We start from the raw sequence: 13,728 nt of genomic DNA, 5'->3' as shown, positions 1-13,728 counted from the left end.
TCAGGTCGTCGCCCGTGTGCCGGTCAGATCGAGCGGCGACCAGGCGTCGGCGGAGGCGTCGATCAGCCTCTCGAACCAGGCCCACGGCGGGACCGGGGCGTTGTCGCCGCTGCTGGTCAACGCCTGCGCCGCGACCAGGTGACCGAGGCGCAACCGCCGAACGGGATCAAGGCCGCGCAGCAGTCCGGCCAGGTAACCGGCCGCGAACGCGTCTCCGGCGCCGACCGGCTCCACCACCGTCACCCGGGGCGCCGGGACGAAGATCGGCTCGGCGTCGCGGCACAGTGCGGTGGCACCCACCGCGCCGTCCTTGACCACGACCGTCTCCGGGCCGGGCAACAGTTGGCGTACGGCCATCGGGTCGGCGCTGCCCCACAGCGTCTCCGCCTCGTCCTGGCCGACGAAGACCAGGTCGCAGCGGTCGGCAAGGTCACGCAGCACCGGCGCGGCCTGCTCGGCGGGCCACAGCCGGGCCCGGTGGTTGATGTCGAAGCTGACAAGCGCCCCGCCCAGCGGCCGGTTGGTCACCGCGTGCTCGACCAGCGCACGGCAGGAGGCGGAGAGCGCCGGGGTGATCCCGGACAGGTGCAGCACACGGGCACCGGCCAGCCCCGGGGCGGCCAGCGTGCCAGGGTCCATACGGGAGGCCGCCGACCCCGCCCGGTAGTAGTGCACGGCGGTCCCGTCCGGGCCTGGGTCCTTGACGTACATGCCGGTGGGGGCGCCCGGGTCCACGCTCACCTGGTCGACGCGGACGCCCGCGGCGGCGACGTGCCGGACGACGGCCCGGCCGAAGGGGTCGTCGCCCACCCTGCTCACCCAGGCCGCCCGGTGCCCCAGCCGAGCCAGGTATCCGGCCACGTTGGACTCCGCCCCGCCAACCGAGACAGCGACCCGTTCGGCGTGCTCCAGCGGCTCGCCCGGCGCGGGGCAGAGCACCACCATCGTCTCCCCCACCGCGGCCACCTCGACCGGCGGGAAGACCGCCGGGACAGTCACCTGGTCAGGTCGAGGCTCGGTCGACATCGGGGCACACGTCCTCGCGGCGGGGGTCCTGGGCGTCGCCGAGCCTAGGTGCCCCACGCGAGACGAGCAACCCGTTGCACGGTGGCCGGTGGCAACCCGGACCACCGTCTTCCCCGGCCCGCGGGAATCGCCGATCCGGGGACGGGCGATGCCGCTGCCGCCGATAATCCTCGGGAGATACGGCGGGAGGCCAGGCATGACCATCGAAGGGAATGCGGCGCTGGTACGCCGGACAGAGGGGTCGACCCGGGCCACGCTGCTGGAGTTGCTCTTCGACGTGGTCTTCGTGGCCGCCCTCGCGCTGATATCGACACTGTTGACCGAAGAGCGCACCTGGTCGGGCATCGCCAAGGTGCTGCTGATGCTGACAGCCATCTGGTGGACCTGGTCGCTCACGGCGACCACGACCGAGTTCTACGACCCACGGCAGCGCCCGATCCAGGTCGTCCTGATGATCGCCATGGTCGGTTCGGTGGGGATGGCCGTAGCGCTGCCGATGATCACCGTCGGGCACCTGCTGCTCTTCGTGGCCTCGTACGTCGGCACGCACCTGTCTCGCTGCATCATCCTGGTCGTCGCCCTGCACCGGCGGGGGCACCAGACGGCCAGGGAGCGCGCTACCCGGTTTCTCTTCTGGTTCACGGTGTCCGGCGTCTTCTGGGTCACCGGCGCGCTGTCGAACAGTCCGAACTGGGCGCTCTGGACCATCGCCATCACGATCGACCTGGTCGCCTCGGCGGCCCGCTACCCCACCCCCCGGCTCGGCCAGGTGCCCCTCGCCCAGTACCAGCGGATCACCGGGCACCTGGGCGAGAGGTATCAGCAGTTCGTCATCCTGGCCCTCGGCGACATCGTCCTGTTGCCGACCCTGCAGGTCAGCCGGGGCGGACTCGAATTTCTCCGGGTCGTCGCCCTGCTCTGCGCATTCGCCACCATGCTGCTGCTCTGGCAGATCTACGTCTTCCGCGCCGGCGAGTTGGTGGCGGCGGCCGAGGCCAAGGCGCACCGGCCGGTGCGCCTGGCTCCTTATACCCATCTGGTGCTGCTGGCCGGTGTGGTCGCCACGGCGGCCTCGTTCGAGATCGTCGTCGGCCATCCGACCGGAACGACACCGGTGCGGTGGCTCATGTTGATCATCGGCGGCCCGGCGCTGTTCGTGCTCGGTCGCGTCCTGTTGGCCCTGCTGGTGTCCTGGACCGTGCCATGGCGGCGAGTGGCCTGGCAGCTCGCGCCACTGCTGGTGCTGCCGTGGGCCGGCGGCTGGCCGCCGCTGCTGGTCGCCGCCGTCGCGACGCTCGCGCTGGCCGGTCACATCGTCGTCCCCGGCAGCGACCGGGAGACCAGGCCGGGGCTGAACGCACGGCCAACCGACGACTGACCTCAGGCGAGGTGCCGGCCGGTCCACTCGGCCCGCCCCGGAGATGTCCCGTGGCAACCTCCGGCCGCCCTCTTCCCGGACCGGCGGGAATCGCCGATCCAGGGACGGGCCGCGCCGGCACCGCCGATAATCCTCGGAGACACGGCGGGAGGCCGGGCATGACCACCGGAGGCACCGCGGCACTGGTACGCCAACCGGACGGATCGACCCGGGCCACGCTGCTGGAGTTGCTCTTCGACGTGGTCTTCGTGGCCTCGCTCGCGTTGACCTCGACACTGCTCGCCGAACGCCACACCTGGTCCGGCGCCGCGACGGTCCTGCTGATGCTGACGGCGATCTGGTGGACCTGGTCGGTCACCTCCACCACTACCGAGTTCTACGATCCGCAGCAGCGCCCGATCCAGGTCATCCTGATGGTCGCCATGGTCGGGTCGGTGGGGATGGCCGCGTCGCTGCCGAAGGTCTCCAGCGGGCACGCGATGGTCTTCGCCATCGCGTACGTCGGCACGCACGTGATTCGCGGCATCATCCTGATCACGAGCTTGCACCAACAACATCACCGGTCGGCCCTGATCCGCGCCGCCCGGTTCCTCTTCTGGTTCCTGGTGTCCGGCGTCCTCTGGATCACCGGCGCGCTGTCCGGCACGGTGAACTGGACCCTCTGGAGCATCGCCATCGCGATCGACCTGCTCTCCGCGGCGGCCCGCTACCCCACGCCCTGGCTGGGCCGGGTGCCCTTCGACCAGTACGCGCGGACCACCGAGCATCTGGGCGAGCGGTACCAGCAGTTCGTCATCCTGGCCCTCGGCGACATCATCCTGGTGCCCACCCTGCAGGTCAGCCGGGGCGAGTTCGGCGGGCTCCGGGTCGCCACGTTGTTCTGCGCGTTCGCGGTCATGCTGCTGCTCTGGCAGGTCTACGTGTTCCGGGCCGGCGAACTGCTGGCGGCCGGGGCCAGGGCGGGACGGCCGGCGCGGGTGGCTCCGTACACCCATCTGGTGATGCTGGCCGGGGTGGTCTGCACGGCGGCCTCGTTCGACCTGGTCGTCAGCCGGCCGACCGGCACCACGCCGGTGGGATGGCTGTTACTGATCGTGGGCGGCCCGGCGCTGTTCGTGATCGGCCGCGTCCTGTTCACCCTGCTGATATCCATGCTCGTGCCGTGGCGGCGGATGCTCTGCCTCCCCCTGCCGCTGCTGACGCTGCCGTGGGCCGGCCGCTGGCCGCCGTTGCTGGTCACCACGGTCGTGGCGCTCGGGCTGACCAGTCACATCCTGATTCCCGGAGCGACCCGGGAGACCACGCCGGGCCTGCGGGTACGGCGACCCGACAACTGACCCTGCTCGGTCAGGCGAAGTGTCGAGCGGCCCACGCGGCGAGGTCCCGGGCGCAGGCGTCCACCGACTCCCGCCAGGTCCGGGCCGCGCCCTCCCCCGCCTCGTCGCTGACCTGCTTGACCAGGCGGCACGGCACACCGGCCTGCGCGGCGGCCCACGCCACCGCGTACCCCTCCATGTCGACCAGGTCGGCACGCTGCGCCAACCGGTCCCGTGCCGCGTCGTCGGCCACGAACGTGTCGCCGGTGGCCAGCACCGCACCCTCGGAGGCCAGCGACAGTGGCGCTCCGTAGGTCTCGCCGGTGAGGGTACGCAGCAGGTCGGTGTCCAGGTCGTGCTGCAGCACGGTGGCGACCTCGTGGATGCCGGCCCACCCGGGGCGCAACGCGCCGGCCGTACCCAGGTTGAGCAGCAGCGAGGGTCGCGGCCCGGCGGCCAGCACCGCGGCCACCGCGCTGGCCGCGTTCACCTTGCCCATGCCGGTGAGCAGCACCGGCAACTCGGGAGGCAGGTAGCTGGCCTCCTCGCCCACGGCGAGCACCACCAGCGGACGATCGGCGCGCACCGTACCCCGAAGATTCACCGGAGCATCGTACGAGTCGGCCCGGCGGCGACTCTCGGCCGGTTCGGCGGCGACGCTCAGCCTCCGGCGGTGGGCGCTCGGGCGTCCAGCCAACGTCCAGGCTGGTCGCATCGCGCGTCCAGCCTGGTGGGGCAGGCTGAGCTGGCGAGCCACCGGAGGGGTGCGGTGTGCCGACGGAAGAGGTGACCAGGATGTACGACGGGCAGGAGTTCCTCCGCGACAACCGCTGGTGCCTGAGCCGGCGCGGGTTGCTGACCGGGGTGGGCGCCGTCGGCGCCGCCGGGCTGCTCAGCGCCTGCGGTGCCGGCGACAGCCCGACGGACAGTCAGGCGGCTGCCACACCCGGCACCGTGCTGGCCCGCACCGGAGACGTCCCGGTCGGCGGGGGCACCGTCAGCGCCGGTGTGCTGGTCGTCCAGCCCGAGGCGGGCACCTTCAAGGCGTACGACGCGACCTGCCCGCACCAGGGCGTCCGGGTCGGCGCACCCCGCGACGGGGTCGTCACCTGCCCCGCGCACAACTCCACCTTCTCGCCCAGCGACGGCGCCCGCCTGGGCGGCCCCGCCCCGAAAGGCCTCACGGAAATCCCAGTCAAGGTCGAAGGCGAAAACATCACCCACGCCTAACCAGCCCCGCTCCCCGCTCCCCGCTCCCCGCTCCCCGCTCCCCGCTCCCCGCTCCCCGCTCCCCGCTCCCGCGATCTTGCAGTTTCGGTTGGCGTTCTGCCCGAATTTGCCGCATTCGCAACGGCAGAAAGTGCAAGATCGCGGCAGGGATAGGGGGCAGCGGGGCAGCGGGGCAGCCCGGGGGTTAGTCGTTGGCGAAGCGGTACAGGACGAAGTCCTTCTCCGCGCCGCAGGCGATCACGTGGGTGTTCCACGAACAGGACTCGCTGCGGACGTCCTTCAGCTCGCCCAACTCGTCGACCTCACCGGACTCGGCCCACACACCGGCCAGCACGCGACTGTCCGCGACGATGCTGGGCGCCTTGGCGAAGACCAGCAGGTTGCCCTCGTCCAGCCGGACCGCCACGCCGCCACGGTCGCGCAGCACCGCTTTGCCGGCGGCGTCGAAGAGGGTCGCCTTCGGCTCCGAGGACTCCCGTTGGGCGAGCACCTGCTCACCCAACGGGACCAGGTCGGTCACGCCCGGCGCCGGCCAGGTGATCGCGTGTTCTCCCTCGCTCACCGCCACCACCTCGGTGCGCTGGACGTCGTTGTTCGGCACCTGCAACAGGCAGGCCCGCCGTTCGCCGCAGGCCACCAGTTCCGTCGGGCGGTAGTCGTCGTTCCCGGAGCGGTGGAGCACCACCGGTTCCGCGTCGGACCCCAGGTCGTACGCCAGCAACTGGTATCCGCCCTCGTTGGCGGCCACGTACAGGCGGTCCTCGTGTGCGACCACCAGGTCGTCCAGGTCGGCGACACTGCCCCACCGGCGCAGCACTTTGCCGGTTTCCATGTCGAGCAGCCGCACCGACCGGTCCGCACCCACCTGGACGAGTCGCCGCCCCTTGCTCGTCCACGGGTTGCGGGGCGTGCCGTCGAGGAAGGCCGGCCCGCCCGCCGCCGCATCGGTGCCCACCGGCCGGACCACGGTACGGCTGCCGTCGTACTGGTCGCGGGGGTTCGGCTCGGTCCACTTCGTCGAGCCGTCGGTCAGGCGCAGGCCGACCAGCCGGGCCTCGGCCCGGTCCACCAGCACCGCCGTGTCATCGGCGAAGTAGACGTTGTCGTCGCCCCGGACCGCTCGCTGCCACCGCTGCGTGCCCGAACGACCGTCGAGGACGGCCAGCGGGCGGAGGGTACTGTCGCCCGGCGCATCGGCGAGGACCGCGACCGCCCCCGGGACGGCGATGATCGATTCCCAGTCGTCGGCCCGTACGTCGGTCGCCTTGCGCCACAGCTCGTCGCCGGTGCCGGCGTCGACCGCCACCACCTCCAGACGGTCGTCCGGCAGGGGGTACCCGAGGTAGGCCCGGTCGCCGAGCACCGCCGTCCACATGCCGGCCGGGCGCTCCCCGCCGGCCGCCGGCCGGGACAGCTCCTGCAGCGACCGGAACTCCAGATCCGGATAACGGTCACGGGTGAAGTAGAGCGTCGCCGCGGTAGCCACCCCGACCAGGGCGACCACCGCGCCGAGCACCACCCAGCGCGCCCGCCGCCAACGCCCCGCGCCCGCCGGCGAGGGCGGCGCCGCACCGGACCAGCCCGGCCCGGGCGGGCCCGCCGGCGGCGTCGACCCGGGCCAGGGCTGCGACGGTACGGTCGGCGGGATCGCCCCCGGCCACGGCTGCGACGGTACGGTCGGCGCAACCCCGGCCGGCACACTCGGCGCAGACCCATCCGGCACCGTCGGCGCAGCCTCAGCGAGCGCAGTCCCAGCCGGCACGGTCGACGCAGCCCCAGCTGGCACGGTCGACGCAGTCCCAGCCGGCAGAGTCGGCGCGGGCGGTGCGGACGGCACAGTCGCTGCGGCCGACGCGGACGGTGCCGGCCGACTCACGGGAGTCGGTGCGGGCGGACTCGCGGGGGTCGGTGCGGGCGGACTCGCGGGGGTCGGTGCGGGTGGTGCGGGTGCGGCGATTTGCGGCCCGGCGTACGCCGGCGTGGGCAGCGGTCGGCGCAGCGGCAGGTCGGTCAGCGCGCCCTCGGCCACCGGCAGCTCCGGCTGGTCGAGCACGGTCGGCGCGACCCCCAGCTCGGCGTGCAGCATCCGGGCCACCAGCGGAATCCGCGACGAGCCGCCGACGAGGAACAGCCCGGCGAGTTGGTCGGGGCTGAGCCCGGCGGCCGCGATCACCTCCCGGGCCCGGTCCACCGCGCGGCGCAGCAGCGGTGTGGCCACGCGCTCGACGTCGGCCCGGGTCAGTCGGACAGCCTCGGCCACCCCCGGCACCGCGACCGGTGCCGTCGTGGACCGGGACAGGGTTTCCTTCGCACCTCGTACCTCGTCCCAGAGCCGCACCTGGTCGCGGCGCTGCGCCGGGTCAGCCGGTCGGGTCAGCCGGGCCCACTGCGCGGCGTGCCGGTCACCGACCAACTCGCCGACCCGCTGCACGAGTGCGGCGTCGAGGTCCAGGCCGCCCAGGTCGGGCAGACCACCGTCGGCGACCACGGTGAAGCCGGAGTCCCCCCAGGGGTCCGCGCCCTCGTTGCGCAGCACCGCGACGTCGAGCGTTCCGCCACCGAAGTCGAAGACCGCGATCGCGTCGCCGACCGGCACCGGGCGGTGCAGCACCTGCGCGTAGTAGCGGGCGGCGGCCACCGGCTCCCGCAGCAGCCGGGTGCCCGGCGGCGTCGGCCCGGCGAGGGTGTGCTCGGCCGCCTGCGGCCAGCCCGCCTGCAGCAGCGCGTCGGCGAGCACCTGCCGCCGCGTCGCATCCCACGCCGCCGGGCAGGTCAGCACGGCCGGGGGCAGGAAACCCACGGTGCCCACCGCGGCCCGCGCGACCGCCGCCAGCACCGCGGCGAGCAGGTCCGACGGTGGGTACGAACGGTCGCCGAGCAGTACGGTCGGCTCGTCCACCCGACGCTTCGGGTTCGCCTCGAAGCGCGCCGGGTCGGCCTGCGCCAGCCGTCGGGCGTCCCAGCCGGTGTGCAGGGTGCCGTCCGGGTCGGCGTACACGGCCGACGGACTGACCGGCTGACCGTCCATCAGCAACGGGCGGGTCCGCCCGTCCGGCCAGCGCAACACGGCGACGGTGTTGGACGTACCGAGGTCGACGCCGAGGGCGAAACCCTCGTGCTGGCCTGCCATCTACCCGATACCTCCGCCGTGACGAGGGGGACTCGACCCCGCATCGTACGCAGGCCGCGCCGCCCTGCTGATCACTCGGTCAGGGGGACGGGCTCCTGATCAACTCCAGGTCGGCGACCTAGCGGCCTCCGAGCGGCTGGACACCGCAATATCGGTGAGATGGAGTGGATCATGCACGGAGCGCCACGCCGGACCCCGCCGCGCCAGGGGCGGAACGGCGGGACGTAAGGGGATCGCAAGATCTGCGCGGTCGCCGACGGTAACGGCGCTGGCTAGGCTGGCCGGGGAGGTGGCCGGTGACGCAGCGGGTGCTCGTGGTCGACGACGACCGGACCGTCAGCGATGTGGTGTGCCGCTACCTGGAACACGCCGGCTACGACGTCAGCCACGTCGGGGACGGGCTGGCCGCCCTGGACGCCGTACGGGATCGGGCGCCACACCTGGTGGTGCTGGATCTGATGCTGCCCGGGCTGGACGGGTTGCAGGTGTGCCGACGGCTGCGGGAGGGGCCGGACGGCGTACCCATCATCATGTTGACCGCGCGTGGCGACGAGGCGGATCGGGTGCTCGGCCTGCAGTTGGGCGCCGACGACTACCTGGGGAAGCCGTTCTCCCCGCGCGAGCTGGTGTTGCGCGTCGGCTCGGTATTGCGCCGGGTCGGGGAGCCGGCGGTGCCGGCGGCCGAGCTGCTTGTCGACGCGGGTCTGGAGGTGGCCACCGGGCCGCGGATCGCCCGGTTGCACGGCGCTGAGCTGGCCCTGACGCTGCGTGAGTTCGACCTGCTGGCGCACCTGATGCGGCACCCGAACCGGGCGTTTCGCCGCACCGAGTTGCTGGAACGGGTGTGGGGTTGGAATTTCGGCGACCAGTCGACCGTGACCGTCCACGTGCGGCGGCTGCGGGAGAAGATCGAGGACGACCCGGCCGAACCCCGACGGATCGTCACGGTCTGGGGCGTCGGCTACCGGTACGAGCCGGCCGATGCGTGACCTTGCGCTGATCTTCGGGTCGGCGCTCGCGGCGGCGCTCGGCGTGGGCCTGCTCGGGGCGCTGGCGCTGCGGCTGCTGCGCGACCGGTCGATCACCGTGCACGTGTGCGTCCTGCTCACGGTCACCGTGGCCGCCGTGGTGGCAGGTGTGGTGGTGGTCGCCCAGGCGATGTTCCTGTCCCGACACGATCTCCAGGTCGTCCTGCTCACCGTGGCCGCGGCGGCGACGGTGAGCCTCGGCGTGGGCTGGTATTTCGGGCGCCGGCTGGCGACCGCCGCGGTCTGGGCGGACCAGGCCCGGGAGCGGGAACGGCGGGTCGAGAAGGGTCGCCGCGACCTGGTCGCCTGGGTGTCGCACGACCTGCGCACACCGCTGGCCGGCCTGCGGGCGATGGCCGAGGCGCTGGAGGACCGGGTCGTCGACGATCCGGCCACGGTCGCCGAGTACCACCGGCGGATCCGCGGGCAGACCGACCGGATGACCCGGCTCGTCGACGACCTGTTCGAGCTGTCCCGGATCAACGCCGGGGCACTGCGGCTGACGCTGTCGGCGGTGCCGCTCGGCGAGGTGGTCTCCGACGCCCTGGCCGGCACCGCACCGCTGGCCGAAGCCCGACGTATCCGGCTGGTGGCCGCCGAGTCGGGCTGGCCGACCGTGTTGGCCAGCGAGCCCGAGCTGGCCCGGGTGGTGGGCAACCTGCTGCTCAACGCCGTGCACTACACCCCGAGCGACGGCACCGTCCGGGTCGACGCCGGGCGTGAACGCGACGCCGCGTGGCTGGCGGTCGCCGACACCTGTGGCGGCATCCCCGAGGACGACCTGCCCCGCCTGTTCGACGTGGCGTTCCGAGGGGAGCCGGCTCGCACTCCCCGCTCGGGCGGGGAGGGCTCCGGCGGGCTGGGTCTGGCGATCGTGCGGGGCCTCGTCGAGGCGCACGGCGGCCGGGTGGACGTGCAGAACGTGGTCGGCGGCTGCCGCTTCGTCATCCAACTTCCGGCGGCCTGACCCCTCACCGGGCCGACCTCAGCTCACCGAACCAGCGCCGGCCACGGCGGAACACCTCCCGCACGGACAGGCCCGCGGCCTCGGCGACCGGGTGGACGGCGCGTACGTCGAGCCGGGCCCACCGGAACGCCGGCCCCAGCAGCAACCGACCGGCACGCTGCGCGGCGGCCACCTGGGCCTGGCCCTGCCAGAGCCCGGCGCCGGGCGGCTCCAGCTCGACCAGCACCGTGCCGCCGGGTACGAGCAGCTCCCGGCACCGGCGCAGCAACGCGACCGGGTCCCCACCGATGCCAATGTTGCCGTCGATCAGCACAGCGTGCGCCCACCGGCCCTCGCCGGGCAGCGCGGCGAACAGGTCCCGGTGCAGCGCCACCGCACCCCGGGCACGCGTCAGCCGCACCGCCACCGCCGAGGCGTCCACACCGACCGCCGTCAACCCTGCCTGCGCCAACGCGACGGTGAATCGGCCCGGCCCGCAGCCGAGGTCGAGCGTCGGCCCGACACAGCGGTCGACCAGCCCGGCGACCGCCGGTTCGGCGCGGCCGTGCCAGCGGTCCACGGGCAGTGGGCTGCGGACACCGTCGCCGTACATCAGCCAATGCCCGCTGGCTGTGCGCTGTGCGAGTACGGCAGCGAACCCGTCCGCTCCGCCGTTCCCGGACGGCCCGTCGGGGACGGCGACCCGCAGGGGCGTGTCGACCGGGTTCACCGGCGGCCCCTTGGTACCAGGGTGTGGTGGACCGCCGCGACCTGCCGGGCGAACCGACTCTCGGGCACCTCGACCGCCACCGCGAGCGCGTCGGGCCACTCGTCGACGTCGCGCAGCACCGGCAGCGGCGCGGCGCGCAGCCCTCGCCCGGTCAACGCCTCGCAGGTGTCCCGGCCGGTGTCGTGCGTCGACATCCGCACCGCACGCAGCACACTCGCGTGCCGGGGGTCGCGCAGGCCCAGCGACCACCAGCCTCCGTCGTGCGCCCGGCCGAGGACCGCGTCGGCGGTACGCAGCCGGCGGACCGCGGCGGCCAGCTGGGTCGGGGTCACCTGCGGGGTGTCCATCCCGATCTGCAGCACCGGTCGGCCCGGGTACGCGGCCGCCACCTCGGCGTACGCGTTGGCGAGCCGGTCGCCGAGACCTTCGCCGTGCTGCTCGAACACCGGCCAGCCGAGCAGCGCGGCGGTCAACTCGACGAAGTCCTCGGCCTCGGTCAGCGGGCCCGCGCAGGCCAGTACGGGGATCACCCCGGGGGTCGCACGGACCGCGTCGAGGGTGTCGCACAGCGCCGCGGCGGCGATCCGGGCCGCCTGCGCAGGGGTGGCCGGCGGACAGAGGCGGGTCTTCACCGCCCCGGGGACCGGTGCCTTGGCGGCCACCAGCAGGACGGTCACCGGGGGCCGTCCACCGTGCGCAGCACGCCGGCGAAGTCGCGGGTGGCGCGCAGGGTGCCCCGGACCGAGCCGGACACCTTGGAGCGGGTGCCGGCGGCCCGGGGCGCGTAGGTGACGTCCAGCTCGTGGATGCGCCAACCGGCGGCGGCCGCGCGGATCAGCAGTTCGAGCGGGTAGCCGAAGGCCCGGTCGGCAACGCCGAGGTCCAGCAGCGCGTCGCGGCGGGCCACCCGGATCGGGCTGAGGTCCCGCAGGGGTACGCCCCGACGGCGCAGCAACGCCGCGACCAGCGCCGTGCCGGCACGGGCGTGCCACGGCCACACCCCGGCCCCGACCGGCCGTCTCCGGCCCACGCTGAGATCAGCCGTACCACCCAGCACCGGCGCTACCAGGGCCGGTAGTTCGGCAGGGTCGAACGAGCCGTCGGCGTCGAGGACGCAGACCAGCTCACCGTCGGCAGCCTCCAGCCCGGCGTGCACCGCCGCGCCGTAGCCACGGCGGCGTTCGTGCACCACCCGGGCGCCGTGCCGGGCCGCCACCTCGGGCGAGCCGTCCCGGGACCCGTTGTCCACCACGATGGCCCGGTAGCCGGGCGGCAGGGCGGCGAGTACGCCGGGTAGGGCGGCCGCCTCGTCCAGGCAGGGCAGCACCACGTCGATCTGAGTCGGCATACCGCCGACGCTAGGACGGCGCTCGGGCCGTGGAGGCCGGAATGTGCTTACCGAACCCTTACCACCTGCGCATTTCTTACCGTCCGATGACGGGCCGGCGGTTCCGCTCCCCGGAGGCCAGCGGCCGCCGTACCGTCCGGTGGTCATGACCTCGACCACCGCTCTCCCTGCCACCGACGGACGCACGCCGACCCGCCGCTTGCCCGGCGACCTGCTGGTGCTGGGCGTGGAGGTGGCGCTGCTCGCGGTGGCCGTGCTGGTGGGGGCGCTGCTCAACGCGCGCGACGCCGGCCTGCACGCCGACGCCGCCCCGGTCTACGCGACCTGGCGACCGCACCTCGGCTGGGGCAGCCCCGCCGCGCTGCTGGTCGCGGTCGCGGTGGTGGGCTGGGGGGCGCGGTGGGCCCGGACCGCCCGGTGGGGCCTGCTGCTGATCTCCGCGTGGCTGGCGGCCGTGGCGTGGACGTTGTCGTTGGCCCTGGTGGACGGGTGGACGGAGGGCCTGACCCGGCGGCTCACCGCGCAGGCCGAGTATCTGCACGAGGTGCCCGGGGTCACCGACATCCCGACGATGCTGACCGGGTTCACCGACCGGATCCTGGACTTCCAGCCCGCCGCCTGGTCCACCCACACCGCGGGTCATCCGCCGGGCGCCCTGCTGATCTTCGTCTGGCTGGACCGGGTCGGCCTGGCTGGGGGTGCCGCCGCGGGGTTGGCCTGCGTGCTGCTCGGGGCCACGGTCGCGGTGTCGGTGCCGGTGGCCCTGCGAGCGCTCGGCGCGGCCGACGCGGCCCGCGCGGTCATCCCGTTCCTGGTGCTGCTGCCCGGCGCGGTCTGGGTGGGCGCCTCGGCGGACGGGATCTTCGCCGCGGTGGTCGCCGCAGGCCTGGCCCTGCTGGCGGTACGCGGCCGGGCCGTCGCCGCGCTCGGCGGCGTGCTGCTCGGCTTCGCGCTGCACCTGTCGTACGGATTCCTGCTGGTCGGGGTGCTGGCGCTGGTCGTGCTGGCGCTGCGGCGTACCCATCGGTGGGGTGCGCTGCTCGCCGCGTGCGCCGGGGTGGCTGCCGTGACGGGGGTCTTCGTCGCCGCTGGTTTCCAGTGGTGGGTCGGCTACCAACTGGTGGTCGAGCGGTACTACCAGGGGTGGGCGGCGGACCGGCCGTACGGCTACTGGGTGTGGGCCAACCTGGCCGCGCTGCTGCTCAGTGCCGGGCCGGTGCTCGGGCCGGCACTGCGCCGGGCGCTGGCCGCCGCCGGGCGGCGACCCCCGGTGCTCGGGATGCCCCCGGCGGTGGGCCGGTGGCGGGCGACCCGCCGGCTGGTCGGGTCGGCGGCGGTACGCGCGGCCGGCCCGACGGTGCTGCTGCCGCTGGCCGCCGCGCTGGCGGTGCTCGGCGCGGACCTGTCGGGTCTGAGCAAGGCCGAGGTGGAGCGGATCTGGCTGCCGTTCACGGTCTGGCTGCTGGTGGCCACCGCCTGGTTGCCGGTGGGGTCGCGGCGCTGGTGGCTGGCCGGGCAGGCGGCGACCGCGCTGGCGGTGAACCACCTTCTCTGGACGGTGTCCTAGACGAGCAGATCACCTCCGTCAGGGCGGAT

At 73.9% G+C, this 13,728-nt stretch carries 12 protein-coding genes; 6 read left to right on the top strand and 6 right to left on the bottom strand.

Going from position 1 to position 13,728, the window contains the following annotated elements; genetic code table 11:
• Positions 1–1,026: a sugar kinase gene (locus tag C7C45_RS25545; protein WP_110566257.1), complete on the bottom strand. Its 1,026-nt coding sequence runs from the start codon at positions 1,024–1,026 to the stop codon at positions 1–3.
• 196 nt (positions 1,027–1,222) lie between these two features.
• Between C7C45_RS25545 and C7C45_RS25540 the strand changes: the two genes are divergently transcribed.
• The gene (locus C7C45_RS25540) at positions 1,223–2,404 is read left to right on the top strand and encodes a low temperature requirement protein A (RefSeq protein ID WP_167454828.1); all 1,182 of its coding nucleotides are present in this window, start codon (positions 1,223–1,225) and stop codon (positions 2,402–2,404) included.
• Between the two features lie 158 nt (positions 2,405–2,562).
• Positions 2,563–3,741: a low temperature requirement protein A gene (locus C7C45_RS25535; RefSeq protein WP_167454827.1), complete on the top strand. Its 1,179-nt coding sequence runs from the start codon at positions 2,563–2,565 to the stop codon at positions 3,739–3,741.
• 10 nt (positions 3,742–3,751) lie between these two features.
• Here C7C45_RS25535 and C7C45_RS25530 read toward each other — a convergent pair whose 3' ends face one another.
• Positions 3,752–4,324: a nucleosidase gene (locus tag C7C45_RS25530; RefSeq protein WP_110566254.1), complete on the bottom strand. Its 573-nt coding sequence runs from the start codon at positions 4,322–4,324 to the stop codon at positions 3,752–3,754.
• 167 nt (positions 4,325–4,491) lie between these two features.
• Between C7C45_RS25530 and C7C45_RS25525 the strand changes: the two genes are divergently transcribed.
• Positions 4,492–4,950 (top strand): Rieske (2Fe-2S) protein, encoded by a 459-nt coding sequence (locus C7C45_RS25525; RefSeq protein ID WP_146247406.1) that lies wholly within the window; start codon positions 4,492–4,494, stop codon positions 4,948–4,950.
• Between the two features lie 184 nt (positions 4,951–5,134).
• Here the strand turns inward: C7C45_RS25525 and C7C45_RS25520 are convergent, their stop codons facing one another.
• The gene (locus C7C45_RS25520) at positions 5,135–8,080 is read right to left on the bottom strand and encodes an Hsp70 family protein (protein WP_110566252.1); all 2,946 of its coding nucleotides are present in this window, start codon (positions 8,078–8,080) and stop codon (positions 5,135–5,137) included.
• A 296-nt stretch (positions 8,081–8,376) separates the two neighbouring features.
• Between C7C45_RS25520 and C7C45_RS25515 the strand changes: the two genes are divergently transcribed.
• Together C7C45_RS25515 and C7C45_RS25510 are read left to right on the top strand one after the other, a co-directional pair.
• The gene (locus tag C7C45_RS25515; protein ID WP_110566251.1) at positions 8,377–9,069 is read left to right on the top strand and encodes a response regulator transcription factor; all 693 of its coding nucleotides are present in this window, start codon (positions 8,377–8,379) and stop codon (positions 9,067–9,069) included.
• Positions 9,062–10,075 (top strand): sensor histidine kinase, encoded by a 1,014-nt coding sequence (locus tag C7C45_RS25510; RefSeq protein WP_110566250.1) that lies wholly within the window; start codon positions 9,062–9,064, stop codon positions 10,073–10,075. Before C7C45_RS25515 ends, C7C45_RS25510 begins: the two co-directional genes overlap by 8 nt.
• Before the next feature lie 4 nt (positions 10,076–10,079).
• On the opposite strand, the gene C7C45_RS35565 is transcribed toward C7C45_RS25510, so the two are convergent.
• From C7C45_RS35565 to C7C45_RS25495, 3 genes are read right to left on the bottom strand one after another with little or no spacing between them, the layout of a single operon-like run.
• Positions 10,080–10,784, bottom strand: coding sequence for a class I SAM-dependent methyltransferase (locus C7C45_RS35565; RefSeq protein WP_280101395.1), 705 nt, complete (start codon positions 10,782–10,784; stop codon positions 10,080–10,082).
• Positions 10,781–11,461 carry a TIGR04282 family arsenosugar biosynthesis glycosyltransferase gene (locus tag C7C45_RS25500; RefSeq protein WP_110566249.1) on the bottom strand — a complete coding sequence of 227 codons (681 nt, stop codon included), beginning with the start codon at positions 11,459–11,461 and terminating at the stop codon, positions 10,781–10,783. Before C7C45_RS25500 ends, C7C45_RS35565 begins: the two co-directional genes overlap by 4 nt.
• Positions 11,458–12,132: a glycosyltransferase family 2 protein gene (locus tag C7C45_RS25495; RefSeq protein WP_110566248.1), complete on the bottom strand. Its 675-nt coding sequence runs from the start codon at positions 12,130–12,132 to the stop codon at positions 11,458–11,460. Before C7C45_RS25495 ends, C7C45_RS25500 begins: the two co-directional genes overlap by 4 nt.
• A gap of 145 nt (positions 12,133–12,277) precedes the next feature.
• Here C7C45_RS25495 and C7C45_RS25490 point away from each other — a divergent pair, with 145 nt between their 5' ends.
• Positions 12,278–13,699, top strand: a complete 1,422-nt coding sequence (locus tag C7C45_RS25490; RefSeq protein ID WP_110566395.1) for a hypothetical protein — start codon at positions 12,278–12,280, stop codon at positions 13,697–13,699.
• Positions 13,700–13,728 lie beyond the last annotated feature (29 nt).

The organism is Micromonospora arborensis (assembly GCF_003205615.1).
GTDB lineage: Bacteria > Actinomycetota > Actinomycetes > Mycobacteriales > Micromonosporaceae > Micromonospora > Micromonospora arborensis.
Note: the sequence above shows the minus strand (reverse complement) of the source record. Positions and strands in the feature narration are given on the sequence as shown.

Excerpts from the sequence above, each read along its gene's own strand:
- C7C45_RS25540 (WP_167454828.1), top strand. The coding sequence starts at position 1,223 with ATGACCATCGAAGGGAATGCGGCGCTGGTACGCCGGACAGAGGGGTCG.
- C7C45_RS25545 (WP_110566257.1), bottom strand. The coding sequence starts at position 1,026 with ATGTCGACCGAGCCTCGACCTGACCAGGTGACTGTCCCGGCGGTCTTC.
- C7C45_RS25535 (WP_167454827.1), top strand. The coding sequence starts at position 2,563 with ATGACCACCGGAGGCACCGCGGCACTGGTACGCCAACCGGACGGATCG.
- C7C45_RS25510 (WP_110566250.1), top strand. The coding sequence starts at position 9,062 with ATGCGTGACCTTGCGCTGATCTTCGGGTCGGCGCTCGCGGCGGCGCTC.
- C7C45_RS25495 (WP_110566248.1), bottom strand. The coding sequence starts at position 12,132 with ATGCCGACTCAGATCGACGTGGTGCTGCCCTGCCTGGACGAGGCGGCC.
- C7C45_RS25520 (WP_110566252.1), bottom strand. The coding sequence starts at position 8,080 with ATGGCAGGCCAGCACGAGGGTTTCGCCCTCGGCGTCGACCTCGGTACG.
- C7C45_RS25490 (WP_110566395.1), top strand. The coding sequence starts at position 12,278 with ATGACCTCGACCACCGCTCTCCCTGCCACCGACGGACGCACGCCGACC.